Genomic DNA, 13,332 nt, shown 5'->3' with positions numbered 1-13,332 from the left:
GTCAGAGCAAAGATTACCTTGACCCTAATGAAATTTTTGAATGTGAAAAGTTTCGCATTTCTGATTCTTACGGCATCGAAGTAACCGAATCACTCGTAGAAATGGATAAAGGTGGTCGCTTAATTAGAGCTATCGCCGGACTTGAGGCCATTTTAGCAAAGCCCGAAGAATCAATTGTTGATCCCAAAACTGGGCAAAGTTATCCCACGCCACCAACAATTGTCACCCAAAAAGACCGCACCGAACGGGACAATTTACCTTTGTGTATCGACTGGGGGAATTACTCGGCACGGTGGCTGGCTAGATTTAACCTTGGGCTGCATCAGATTCTCACTTCTTTAGTTGCGGGTGAGGAATTTACCGCCTCGGATTCCACCTTACTCAAAATGACGGAGATCGCTATACATTGTGCTGCTCACGTCAAAACAATCCTTGGGTTTACTATTCCCAGTGACTGTAAGCCTATTTGGTTGCTAGGAACTTTAGTCGAGCAGTTGGGGTTAAAGTTGACCTTCCGTAAGCAGGGTAAGCGGGGTCAACAGGTGAAACTTTTCTCTTTATCTAAAGAACAATTGGAATTTGCAATGCATGTAATTGCTCATCGTGAAACGAAGCGTAATCAAAAAGAAAATCGAACCTGTTATGCGACCCCAACCCCTGCTGTGTATAATGTAAACCCCAATCAGCAGGCCGTATCCACACCCCCCATTGATGCTATAGGGAACTCCCATTGCCAAGGGGAGGATACTACCGAATTTGAGTCGCCTCCGACCGATCGGATTACGCTACTCCACTGCGTGGAAATGCTTCGCTCTGGTATCAAGCAGGGGGTTGACGCGATTAAAGGCATCCTTAAGCGATGGGTTGAGGATTTGCGCTGGGAGACGGTGCTGGAACTTGAAGCGATCGCGGCAAATGAACTGCGACTTGTGGAATCTCTTGTCCCGGAATTTTATGAATGGCTCTTGGAAGAAGTGTTGCCTATGGAGGGGGCTGGCTAGGGAAAAAATCTTTTTGGCATTTGAAAGCTGTTTTTGTTTCGTTTCCGGTAGCAATCTATGCCACTGGTTCCAATTTGTGATGCATTTTCACAAGTCATGCAAAATGTCAAAGATCCATCAAGTTTAAAGCGCTACTGTCATTAGGTCTAGCTTTGAGATAGCGATCGGTGATGGCTAGATTGGCGTGACCCAAAGTTTCTTTCACCAGTACTGGATTAGTCCCGCGCTCAATAGCGTGAGAACCGTGGGCATGACGTAACCAGTGAGCCGAAACCAGTTCGCTTAATCCGGCTTCGAGTGCGATCGCTTTAACAATCGGGTGCAAGTTTTGACGGTCGAGGTGTCCCCCCTTTTGACTTGGAAACACTGCTTGATTGGAGTGAGCCGAAGCTTTGAACTCCATTAATTCCGCCCAAAGTTTTGGCTTGATGAGAATTGTCCGATTTTTGCTGCCCTTGGCTTTTCGCACGTAAACTTGACCACTCTCACCACGGGGTGTCAAATCTCCCCAAGTCAGCTCACAGATTTCACTTGCCCGTAACCCTGCCTGATACAGAAGTTTGATAATTAACAAATTACGTAGGGCTGTGTACTGGCGCTTAGGAGTTTTAGCATCAGCTAAATGCTTAGAAGCTGCCCGTACCAACAATTTAATATCAGCTTCATCAAGATAGCGTTCGTTGATTACATCTGGTAATTCACCCAGTTTTAGTGCCATACCCACATTAAAAGGGAGATATCCAATTTTATGAGCGAAACTAATCAAGCTTTTGGCACAAGCTATGTATATCCGCTTTGTGCTTTCGGCATTGCCCCCAAAAGAACTAGCGTATTCTACCAAGTCTTCATAAGTCACTTTTTTGAGCGGCTTGTCCAGAAAATCCAGAAATCGCCTAGTGTATCGCTGGTAAGCCCGAATAGAAGACGACGCTTTTCCCTCCAGCCACAGCGCAATCAACTTCGCCTCCGCCTGCGCTACTGGCAAGGAAGCAAGAGCCTTTCTATGGGCTGTTATGTGGACAAGAGAGAGCGTCATTTTTATTACTCCCTTAAAAATCAGACACAAGAGTAGTTTCGTCTGGTTTTATAGTGTCTGATTTTTATTGTCCTTTAAAATGGGCGTTTCAACTCACCCTCAAGCGAATGAAAATTTCTCGATTTTTGCGTATAGTACACCTCTAATACTGAGGAGCATGACAAACACAATACTGCTATGCAATTGTTCAGCAGGGTATTTATTTTGAAAAGCCTAAAAGTAGGTGAAAAAAATAAACTAAAAATGACTTTATAGTTAATAAATGATATAAAAGATCAAAGAGCGTCCTCTAAAGTTTATTTACGCCGCAGTGTACTGCTTTTTAAGCGCTATCACGCCATAAAACTATAGAGTCATTTTTAGTTTATTTTTTGAGAGTGGTTTGATTGCTTTGCTTTGTGTTTAAGACACTTTTTTTCTAGAACCGCAAACGGGAGGTAGAGAAGTAGTTTCTCAAGAATTGCCAAGGCACTTACCAGTAATGAAATGCCCCGCCGTCGCTTACCAGACACGGGGCGAAAGCACAGCTAGTAGTCTGCCAACCCAAAAATGCAAAGTGAGGACTGGGGAAAGGGGAAAGGGAACTGGGTTTGGGAGAATGGCACGCTTGTTAATCGCAAAGCCCTGATATAACAAGATTTTGAGTGTGGGGAGTGGGGGAAGTATGGGGAGAAAGAGGAGAAATTGAATAACTGCATATCAACAAATGCTGCATTGCCTCCCCATCCTCCCACACCCTGCCAGCAAGGAGGTTTCAGCTTTTCAAGCGTGCCATTCGGGTAAGGGATTTAAACCCTTTACCCCTTCCCCTTTACCCCGCTTTCGTCACGAAAGCGAACTACTAGCTACCAGATTTCTCACTCTTGATTGAGAGCAACAACCGCAAGGCGGGTGAAATTGTTAAGTTGAACATTTCTAAATTGCAATCGTCGGGTGCAAAAAAGCGCTTTCCAACCGCTGCTGTAATCGCGTATATCGCAGTTGGCCGTCACTAGAACGCAAAGCCTTGGATATCGCTTTCTTGGAACCAACGACAATCGCTAACTGCTTGGCACAAGTTAATGCTGTGTACAACTGTTTACGAGACAACATCATATAAGGCTGCGTATAAATTGGCAGAATTACTACTGGATATTCTGAAACCTGGCTTTGATGAATGGTGAAGCTCCAGGCGAGGGCAATTTGATTTAAGTCTGCTCTGGTTCTAACGACAGTATGCTTACCATACTGTACAGTAACTTCCATCTCTTCAAGATCAATGGCCTTGATAATTCCGAAGTCGCCATTAAAAATTTCGTGATTATAATCATTAGTCAGTTGAATGATCCGATCGCCTTCTCGTAATAAATTCCCGCCCTTGGTAATCTCTACTTTGTCGGGACTGGGCGGATTAATCAACTGCTGCAATACGGTATTGAGGTTACGAGTCCCAAGTAAACCCCGCGACGTGGGGCAAAGCACTTGCACATCAGTAGCTTGATTGTAACCCAGGCGGGGAATCAAGTCTGTAATGATTTCGGATATTGCTTTAACACCATGTTTGGGGTGATGACCGCCGCCGTGCCACAGACACTCAGACACGGGATTATCGGAAATCGGTTCAATAGTGGGAAACTGACTTCGGTTAATTTGGTGAGCAGCGGTGATAATTGCGCTCTGTTGGGCTTGCTTAAATACCTTGGTCAACCGCACCACCGGAACGTGACCAGAATTAATCAAGTCAGCAAGGAATTGACCAGGACCCACAGAGGGTAACTGGTCAATGTCACCCACTAGCAGTAGTTGGGAACCGTATTGTATCGCCTTTACCAAAGAAGATGCCAGAAACAAATCAAGCATACTAGCTTCTAGCGCGACAATTGCGGTATGGGGTAAAGGGTTTTGATTATCGCGTAAGAAGCCCATTGTCTTTGGGTCAAATTCCAACAAGCAGTGTATCGTCTTGGCTTCGAGTTGTGTGATTTCACTCAGGCGTTGAGCAGCGCGTCCAGTTGGCGCAGCTAAGGCGATAGATTTGCCCATTGCTTTCCACAGAGAGACTATGGTCTGGGTGGTGAAAGTTTTACCGCAACCGGGGCCACCAGTAAGAATCATTACCCTTGAATATGCAGCCATTTCTACCGCTAGCCGTTGCTGTGGTGAAAGTTTGATTTTACGACTCTTGGTGAAGCGCTCAATCCAGGCGCGAACACGAGGCATATCTTGTGCAACTGGTTGGCAAAATCTAGATTGTATTAATTGAGCAAGGTTCTGTTCGGTGTGAAAGTACGTTGGTAGATAACATAGCAGCGTTTGGTCTGAGCTTTTCTCACGGATTAAGTCATCCTTGAGTGCCATGTCTTTGATAATATCAGCGAGGGCATCTTCTTCGGGTGTGTGATCTGCTGTAGTCAGCAGTTTGATAACATTCTCAATGAGTTTTGGCTGGGGTAAATAGCAATGCCCATCGGCAGCAGCTTCGTTCAAAACATGAATTAAACCAGCACGGTAACGGAACTGACTATCAGGCGCAACTCCTAAATTAAAGGCAATTTTATCAGTTCTCAGAAAACCAATACCGTAGATGTCAGCAGATAACTGGTAGGGATTGCTGGTGAGAGTAGCGAGTGCTTCATCCTTGTACTGCCTGTAAATTTTGACTGCATAAGTAGTAGAAACGCCATGACTGTGGAGAAATAGCATTAAATAGATGTAAGAGATGTAAGAAAATAAAATAAAAATAAGTTGATAGCTAAATAAAGAGATTTTGAATTGAAGCAGAGACTTGATATTTGGGTTATGCCATCGGCGACGGCGACCCGGACGCGAACAATCCCACAAACTATCGAGTTTGCCCCAGTACCAGCGATGAATTGTGTCGCGTACAGTCTGTGGATGCCATTTTAAGTATTGTGCGATCTTTAGCACTGTCCATCCAGCAGCTGATAAGCGTAGTACAGTGGCACGACTTTGAGTTCTTGGTGGTATACCTTTTGCTTGAGTGAGTGCTAGTAGGGCTTGATCTTCTATTGGTGACAGGTCAACTTTTAAAGGCGCTGGCATCTTGGTCAGGGGTAAAAATATTTACGACTAAAAGAGATTATCCCAACTTGATGTGCCATTTTACTTTATCGAATTCTATTTACGAACGCCAAGATGCTCCCTAATGGGCGAAGGAACTTTAGGTGATTGCGAGTTAGTTTATGATGTCGTAAATTACACAGTTAAAAATAGAAGTTTAACATGGAATGAAATTCCTGTGCTGTATCATGATACTTATCTAGGTAAAAAATAAGTTGATGGTAGGTTCATTTAGCCTATTTACCTAGATGAGTATAATGCAGAAAGTTTTACTGTATAGCGGTGCCTACAGTAATTATAATTGCGTAAACTAAAGTGTTTTAGATTACAACCTACATTCCGCAGGTAAGTGAAGAGATTGATGGTATTTTTTATTCATGACATCATCAGCATTAGAAATAAGAGTACAAGATATTGACCACTGCGGGATAGTGGCAGGCATCATTGACCAAATGTGTTTGGTAGAGCAAATCAACCAAATATTAGGCACTCATCACCAAGAAATAGTCAGCCCAGGTCAAGCAGTCAAAGCGATGATTCTCAATGGCTTGGGTTTGGTCAGTGCGCCACTGTATCTGTTTGAAAAGTTTTTTGTGGGCAAAGCCACAGAACACCTGTTGGGAGAGGGGATAAGTCCAGAACACCTAAAGGACGACCGTTTGGGGAGAGTATTGGACAAACTATATGAGGCGGGACTAACACAAGTATTCGTCACAGTAGCGTTGGCAGCAGCCCAAAAGTTTGGGGTAAAAAAAGACAGTTTGCACCTAGACTCCAGTTCATTTCATGTGCATGGAGAATACGTCAGCACCACAGATGAAGGCGCAACAGAGGAAAGAGCAATTGAAATTACCTATGGTTACTCACGAGACCATCGACCGGATCTCAAACAATTTATAGTGGACTTGATATGCAGTGGGGATGGAGACATTCCCTTATATCTGAGAGTTGCAGATGGAAATGAAACCGACTCGGCGGCATTTGCGCGAATTCTCAAAAAGTTTAGGCAACAGTGGGAGATAGATGCCTTGTTTGTGGCAGATGCCGCTCTTTACTGTGAACAGAACATCAAACAGATGGATTCTTTACGCTGGCTATCAAGAGTGCCAGCCACCTTAGCGGCAGCAAAATTTCTCTTAGACAACATGAGTCAGGAAGCGTTTGTCAGCAGTGCAATCGCAGGATACCAGATTGCTGAATGTTGTAGTGATTATGCCGGAGTCAAGCAGCGTTGGTTAGTAGTCAACAGTGAAGCGCGGAAAAGCGCGGATTTAAAGCAACTAGAAACACGTCTCGCCCAGCACTTGGACAAAGCCCAGTCTCAATTGCGACAGTTATCACAACAAGAATTCGCTTGTGCAGCAGATGCACTCAAAGCTGCAAACCTCTTGAGCGACCAGCTGCGCTTTCATCAACTGACAGATATAGAGATTATTGAACACCACCGTCACCGCAAGCCGGGTAGACCAGGCAAAAATACCCCACCCACTCACTGCTGTTATCAAATTCGTGCTTGTGTGGTGCCAAAACTTCAAGCCATTGCTACTGAACAATTACGTGCAGGTCGCTTCATTTTAGCGACCAATGTTACAGATATCAACGAGTTGACTGGCGATGACTTGCTCTTGCAGTACAAGGCTCAACAATCTACAGAACGCGGTTTTCGTTTCCTCAAAGACCCGCTCTTTTTTACCAGCAGTGTCTTCCTCAACTCTCCCGAACGGGTAGCAGCATTGGCAATGGTGATGGGTCTGTGTTTATTAGTTTACAGTTTAGGACAAAGGGCACTGCGCCAAGCTCTGGAAACTGCAAAACAAACTATCAATAATCAGTTGGGTAAGCCGACTAGCACTCCCACTCTCCGTTGGGTCTTTCAGTGCTTTATGTCCATTCATCTGATAACGATCGCCGGCATTAAACAAATTGCTAATCTTACCGATGAACGACGTTGGATTCTCCAGTTTCTCGGTGCTCCTTGCCGAAAATATTATCTCCTTACCTGATAGACCTGCGGAATGTAGGTTACAAAGATACAGTTATACCGAGGGCATAAGGGAAGGCACAGACATCGTTTGGGATGGTGGTCTGCAAATTCCCGCTCCTTTTAACACTCTCGATCTTGGCTCATATAAAGAATTAGTTTTTGAGAATCATAATTAAGTTTTTGCCGACCATTGGTCGGCAAATTGCGATGCCGCTCAACCAAGGGGATTGTGTGGGAAATTAACGAAAATACGTAATTATGTCATCTAGGAAGTTAGTCGGGAGTATCCAAATGTTTTTTCAAAGTGTAGGGGCAATCAGGAGTTTTGATTCCACTGGCGTAAGGTAATTTATAGGATGCCCAGATTTGCCACCGCAAAACATCAACTCCAATAGTTGAACTACCGAATTGTACTCGACAGTCTTTGTCTGGGTTTTGTATAACATTTTTGATGATGGTATTTATCGCTTCTATTTTGAGATTATTCGGTATGCCCATTAGTAGTTTTGTAAGCCACTGTTTGATTTGTGGTGATTGTAGCCAGTCTTTGATTTGGTCATCAGTAGGAGTTAGGCGATTGACTAATAGCGTGGAATTTTCGTTATCTTTATTAACTTGACTTGTAAGCTGAAATAGCTGCTGAAAATTAGCATCTGTGTTGGACATAAAAACAATTGCTTAAAAGAGAATATTTATATTATAGATAAGTTGGATAAACCCTATAACAGCTAAGATTTTTTATAAAAATATTAAGATAAGCAAATATAAAACTTGATTTATCTCTCCAAAGGAAATTATAAAGAATTGACTAACTAATTATGTTATAAATATTAAATAAGTTCTTTATGCAAGTATCAAATAAATACTATGCACCCAATAGAGTTTAAGAAGAAGTGGAAATTAAGTTATCGGGAGCTTGCCCTGGTTTTGGGGTACGAAAGTGAATACACTACCCGAAACTGGAATATGCCAGGAGAACATAAACGGAATCCTCAGAATGTTGTTCGCGTAGCTTGTCGTCTTTTAGATGAAAAGTGGGAACGGGAAGGAAAAGCGCTCAATTCTTATCTTTAACCAGTTTTTTGTGACCGCTAATATTTTTTAAAATGACACTCCCCCGCCACGAAAAAGGCGGGGTATTTTATGTATAGTCAGAAGTTGCAAGAAGTTCTCAGAATCATGGGGATAGGGGGGAAAACTTGGCAAAATGAAGAACTAACAAGACCAGAAGTTGCGGCGATGTTAAAGCCAAAAGTTTCTGCAAGACAACTACAAGCATATTTGAATATCGCTCGGAAATACTTGCCAGAGTTCAAGAAATTCACCAACAAAAAAACAGGTGGTCTGAATGGCATGAGCAAGCTATACAAGTATCATATTGCTCCCCTTCAAGAAATTCGCTCACTAGCTAGAGAGCATACTTTAGCTGACATAGAGAATGAATTTCTTCAAAGAGGCTCGAAAAAGTAATTTTTATGTTTATAAGGAGAAATTCACTTGGCATCTAATAATTCTGTAGGAAGAACACAATCTCAAGTTCTTACTAAGGCGCTTGCGGCGATTGGGCGCAAGTATCAGCATCACATAAACGCTGCGGGTACAGCGACAATCATTGTCATGCAGTCAATGCCCTCTTATGGGTGGGGCTTGTTCGATTCGGCTCAGACAGCAATGACTTGTATGTTCGGCGGCGCTGGAGGTATTGGTGGGGGTGGTGCGGCGGCGGCAACTACGGCCATTAAAGCACTTCCCGCAGTTATAAATGCAACCATCACAGTGCTTTTGTTTGTATACTTTGTGGCTTCTGGGCTTAAGGTTGCCAACGGCATTGGTGAAGGACAGGAAGTAACGCAGATGGTTCAACAGCCCGTAGGCGTGTTTTTCATAATCCTGGTGCTTTGGATTGCTCAAAGTATCTTATTTAACGGCGTTACAGCCGCTTGTTAGTGATGAGCGAGTACAATAAATCGCCCATGAAACGGGTCAATCAGTCACTTGGTCAAAATGCAACAATAGATATTTTTACTGGCTTTCAGTTTGCAGTCGCCTTATTTATGTTTGGCGTGGGCTTCATCATAGCGATTATGTTTGGGGCAGGAATAGTTTGGGGACTGCTGGCTGGTGTTTGGTTGAGTGCTACGGTGATAGTTTTATCTGGCAAACGTCCTTACTTATTCTGGTCAAGAGTGTTCCCAAGCGTTCCAGTTTTCACTCGTGGCTATGTCAGATATTCTTCGCCCCAAAACAAAAAAAGGGCGGGTTCAAAGGGGATGCCTAAACTATGGTAAAAAGCAGCATTCGTAATCAAAAAATAGTACCCTTTGAAGACTTTTTAGACTTAGCAACTTTAGTAAAACTCAAAAAGGGGAACTATCAAATTGGAGCTTACTTGTTGAGCAAAAAACAAGTAAGCGACACTAACAACACGCTGCAATTAGTATTCGGATATGAATGCACTGGCTTTCACCCACTGTTTAATTCATCAGAGAGACTAGAGGCGATGGCCAAGGCTTTTGAGAACGGCTGTAAAGAGTTCTCCGAGGGTGAGAAATTCACCTTTCGTTGGTCTTCGTTTTGCGACGAAGACAAAGTAATTGAAGACTATCGCCAGAGGCTAGCTAGCCCTGTATCTCCTGAGAGTGAGTTTCTTGATTGGGGGCAAGTTGCCCGAATGCAGGAACTGACACGTAACCATCAGCGCAAGGATATCAAGCTCAGTATTTACACGACTTTTACTGTCCGCCCAGGAGGAACGGAAGGTGGTGACGCGGTAGATAGAGCGATAGTTAAGCTGGCGAACTTTTTACAGCGCAAATTCACCCCAACAGGAGCGACCGAACTCACTGTTCAAAACTTAATTCAAGTTCTTGAAAAAGCGATAATTGTCTCTTTGCGGCATCAACAAATACTATCGGAAATGGGTTTATTTCCCTCGCCCAAATCAGACAAGCAATTGTGGGGCGACCTAATTTCTAGAATGGGTGCGAAGGCTGTAAAAGTGCCCCATACCTTGGTTTATGATACAGGCGAATTAAGGGAGGAGATTAACGAAGCCGCGCCCAACTCATCGTGGTATAACGACCAATTGCACGCGACATCCGTACTTTTGAATAACGGCATACCCTACGCGGACAGACGCTGGGTATGTTTGCCCCACCAGAGTACTGACAAAAAGAAGTATATCGGCGTAATGACGCTTGCCCAAAAACCAGAGGTGTTTGCTTCAACCTATCAGCAAATACGCTTTTTATGGGACGTATTCTCACGCGAGGTTATTTATGATGTTGAGATAATAACAGAGATTAGCCCAGCCGATCAAAAAATGATTAGGCTTACCCAACAATTGATTACGAGGCGGTCAATAAATGCCTCCGCTAGCGCCAGCAAAAAGACTATTGACGTAGGAGCGCAAATTAATACGGAGCGGTCAGTCGATGCTCAGAAGCAGCTTTACACGGGTGATGTCCCGGAAAATGTAGCTGTCATAATCCTTGTTTATCGTAACTCTCCAGAAGAAATCGACGACGCTTGCAGGCTGATTTCAGGGTATATCAATCAGCCTGCCGAGTTAATTAGAGAAATGCAATATACATGGTCAATCTGGCTTGACACTTTGCTGTTGAGACAGCGACCACAGCTGACTTTTCCTTTCAACAGACGCGCCACTTTCTTTGCCAGTGAAGTAATTGGTTTAACGCCAGTCGTTCAAACAGCGCACGGCGATAAACAAGGCTTTGAATTAATTGCTGATGAGGGGCAATCGTCAGTCTATATCGATTTGTCAAAGCCGAAAAACATGATGGTAATCGGCACTACCGGGAGTGGGAAATCGGTAATTATCGCCTCTATTATTTATCAATGCTTGGCGTTGGGAATGTCAGTATTAATGATTGACTTGCCAAATGATGATGGTTCAGGAACCTTTGGAGACTTCACGCCCTACTTTAATGGATTTTACTTTGATATCTCAAAGGAATCAAACAATCTTGTACAACCGCTAGACCTATCAAAGATTCCTGAGTCGCAGTGGGAGGAAAGGACAAAAGCCCATCGAAATGATATTAATTTAATCGTACTTCAATTAGTTTTAGGAACGCAAAAGTTTGATGGCTTACTATCACAAACTATAGAATCTGTAATCCCTTTGGGTACAAAAGCCTTTTACGAAGATGCTGACATCAAGGAGCGATTTGAAGTAGCGCGAAAAGCAGGGATAAACACCCCAGAGTGGGCGAATACCCCGACATTGGCAGATATGGAGAAATTCTTCTCGCTTGCGTACATTTATTTAGGCTATCAGGATGACAATGTAGAAAAAGCGTTAAATTACATCCGCTTGCGGTTACAGTACTGGCAAGCTAGTAGTATCGGTAGCGCTATCTGCAAGCCTTCAACCTTCCAAGCAGATAGCCAGTTGATTACCTTTGCTCTGACTAATCTGCAATCAGGAAAGGATGCAGAAGTGTTCGGGATGAGTGCATATATCGCCGCGTCCCGTCAATCCCTCTCCTCGCCCAATAGTGTATTTTTCATGGATGAGGCTAGCGTATTGCTGGGATTTTCTGCATTATCGCGGCTTGCGGGTCGGAAATGTGCTACGGCTCGTAAACAAGGCTGTCGGGTGTTTCTGGCGGCGCAGGATGTGATTTCTATCGCCAAATCGGAGGCGGGAGAACAAATATTACAAAATATGCCATTGCGATTGATTGGGCGTATTGTCCCAGGCGCGGCTAATAGTTTCTCTGAGTTGCTGGGCATCCCTAGAGAAATTATCGATAAAAACGAAAGCTTTGTCCCCAATATTCAGCAGCTATATACGTTGTGGCTGTTGGACTACAACAACAAGTATGTGCGCTGTCGCTATTATCCCTCGTATCCCCTGCTGGCGTTGGTCGCTAATAGCAGAGAAGAACAAGCCACGCGAGATAAATTCAAGAAAATTCACAGTGACAAGTTCACCTGGGTGGCAGAATTTTCTAAATATTATGTCGAGTGTATCAAACAGGGAAAACCATTATGAAGGTTCTATCATCAGTCATTGAAAATAAGCTGTTGCTGGCAATACTAGCAGGTGTCGTGTCAATAGGAGGCTTTCAAGTATGGCAATACAACCAAGCTCAATACGCAAAATTTATTATTCATGCGAAGAACGACTGCGGCGTGTATTTGGAATTGGGCGAAAACGCAGTTAAAAACAGTCCTAGTTTGAGGGCATTGAAGTATCAAAATAAACGACTACGTGAGCTAAGGCAACCGGGGATTGGCTCTGAATCCGCCAGCCCAGGACATTACGTTATGCTTTTTCGATCCCCTGCTTCTACCCTTCCGCCTAATGCTAACCCTATCGATGATCCGTTCTTTACCAGTTTATTAAATAAGGAAGAATCACCTAAAACATTAATGGCTGATGTTGTTTCTTTTGATTTACCAAAAAAACAGGCCACTGTAAAATCTCTCTGTACTAAAAAACCCTTTGTAGTAGACCTGGAGGACTTGTATCTTGAATACCAACCCATTGATCGCGATCTCAGGCGCAGCAATTTTGATATCCTTTTCTAGCCTCCCTGCCAATGCTCAAGCTAGTCAAAACCAATCTTTCTTAACTCAATTCCAACAAATCTATAGCAGCTTGCAGACTTACATTAGTAATTATCAGAAAGAATTTACTAAAAGTTTGGGCAAGTTAGAAGCTGAATTAAATCAGGCAATTGAATCTAGTATTGGTGATTTGGGTATTCCCGATCCCCTAAAAGCTGGCAAGAATATCGAGAAAGTGATTGAGAAACAAGAAGGCGCGTTGCTGATATTAGACCCTCGCATTCAAGCCGACAATGCTATTAAGGATTGGAACCAGCAATATACACGCGGTCAGTCAGAATCAGTACTAGGAGTTGAGGGTCAACGAGTGCAATCGCAAGAGGCAGCAATAACTAATGATGCTACTGCCCAATCAAGCGAAAATGCTGCTGCCGCGCAGGATGATGTCATTACCCAAGACATTCTCAAAAAGGTCGCTATTCAAAACTTACAAAGTGTTGTAATTGCCAAATCTATCCATGCAGAAGCGCAAAAACAATCTCGTTCCTTGGCTGTTACAAATATCAATCTTGCTGATATTTCTAGCCGCATGGATGAGCAAGCGGCGGCGAAGGATCAGGAATCTAATGCCGCTACTCGGCAAATCATTCAATCTGCCGCCGCTAACGATTCCTTCTGGAAGAATCAATAATCAAGTCAACATGAAGAAGAAT

At 43.5% G+C, this 13,332-nt stretch carries 11 protein-coding genes and 1 pseudogene; 9 read left to right on the top strand and 3 right to left on the bottom strand.

The annotated features are described in order from the left end of the window. Positions 1-1,001: pseudogene (locus IQ274_RS35005) on the top strand (bifunctional DNA primase/helicase); the annotation flags it as partial. Between the two features lie 106 nt (positions 1,002-1,107). Here the strand turns inward: IQ274_RS35005 and IQ274_RS35000 are convergent. Then, positions 1,108-2,037, bottom strand: coding sequence for a tyrosine-type recombinase/integrase (locus tag IQ274_RS35000; RefSeq protein ID WP_194145073.1), 930 nt, complete (start codon positions 2,035-2,037; stop codon positions 1,108-1,110). 915 nt (positions 2,038-2,952) lie between these two features. Next, a complete protein-coding gene (locus IQ274_RS34995) occupies positions 2,953-5,079 on the bottom strand; it encodes an AAA family ATPase (protein WP_194145072.1) in 2,127 nt (708 codons plus the stop codon). A 395-nt stretch (positions 5,080-5,474) separates the two neighbouring features. Here IQ274_RS34995 and IQ274_RS34990 point away from each other — a divergent pair, with 395 nt between their 5' ends. Next, positions 5,475-7,100, top strand: a complete 1,626-nt coding sequence (locus IQ274_RS34990; protein ID WP_194145071.1) for an IS1634 family transposase — start codon at positions 5,475-5,477, stop codon at positions 7,098-7,100. A gap of 254 nt (positions 7,101-7,354) precedes the next feature. Here IQ274_RS34990 and IQ274_RS34985 read toward each other — a convergent pair whose 3' ends face one another. Then, positions 7,355-7,747 (bottom strand): hypothetical protein, encoded by a 393-nt coding sequence (locus IQ274_RS34985; RefSeq protein ID WP_163938824.1) that lies wholly within the window; start codon positions 7,745-7,747, stop codon positions 7,355-7,357. Between the two features lie 201 nt (positions 7,748-7,948). On the opposite strand from IQ274_RS34985, the gene IQ274_RS34980 reads away from it, so the two are divergent. The 7 genes from IQ274_RS34980 to IQ274_RS34950 all read left to right on the top strand — a co-directional run bounded on the left by IQ274_RS34980 (position 7,949) and on the right by IQ274_RS34950 (position 13,310). Continuing rightward, entirely contained in the window at positions 7,949-8,155 is a 207-nt protein-coding gene (locus IQ274_RS34980; RefSeq protein ID WP_012412959.1) for a hypothetical protein, read from the top strand. Between the two features lie 69 nt (positions 8,156-8,224). Then, entirely contained in the window at positions 8,225-8,551 is a 327-nt protein-coding gene (locus IQ274_RS34975) for a hypothetical protein (RefSeq protein WP_228058605.1), read from the top strand. 27 nt (positions 8,552-8,578) lie between these two features. Then, entirely contained in the window at positions 8,579-9,028 is a 450-nt protein-coding gene (locus tag IQ274_RS34970) for a hypothetical protein (protein WP_175586952.1), read from the top strand. A 26-nt stretch (positions 9,029-9,054) separates the two neighbouring features. Next, entirely contained in the window at positions 9,055-9,369 is a 315-nt protein-coding gene (locus tag IQ274_RS34965; RefSeq protein WP_194145070.1) for a hypothetical protein, read from the top strand. Beyond that, on the top strand, positions 9,363-12,101 hold the full coding sequence (locus IQ274_RS34960) for a helicase HerA domain-containing protein (RefSeq protein WP_194145069.1): 2,739 nt from the start codon (positions 9,363-9,365) through the stop codon (positions 12,099-12,101). The genes IQ274_RS34965 and IQ274_RS34960 overlap by 7 nt, the downstream gene beginning before the upstream one ends. After that, positions 12,098-12,640: a hypothetical protein gene (locus IQ274_RS34955; RefSeq protein ID WP_190964679.1), complete on the top strand. Its 543-nt coding sequence runs from the start codon at positions 12,098-12,100 to the stop codon at positions 12,638-12,640. Before IQ274_RS34960 ends, IQ274_RS34955 begins: the two co-directional genes overlap by 4 nt. Then, positions 12,582-13,310 (top strand): hypothetical protein, encoded by a 729-nt coding sequence (locus IQ274_RS34950; protein WP_228058604.1) that lies wholly within the window; start codon positions 12,582-12,584, stop codon positions 13,308-13,310. Before IQ274_RS34955 ends, IQ274_RS34950 begins: the two co-directional genes overlap by 59 nt. The last annotated feature ends 22 nt before the right edge of the window (positions 13,311-13,332 follow it).

Origin of the sequence: Nostoc sp. LEGE 12447, assembly GCF_015206985.1 — a bacterium.
Taxonomy (GTDB): Bacteria; Cyanobacteriota; Cyanobacteriia; order Cyanobacteriales; family Nostocaceae; genus Nostoc.
This window is presented reverse-complemented; position numbering and strand designations above follow the sequence as displayed.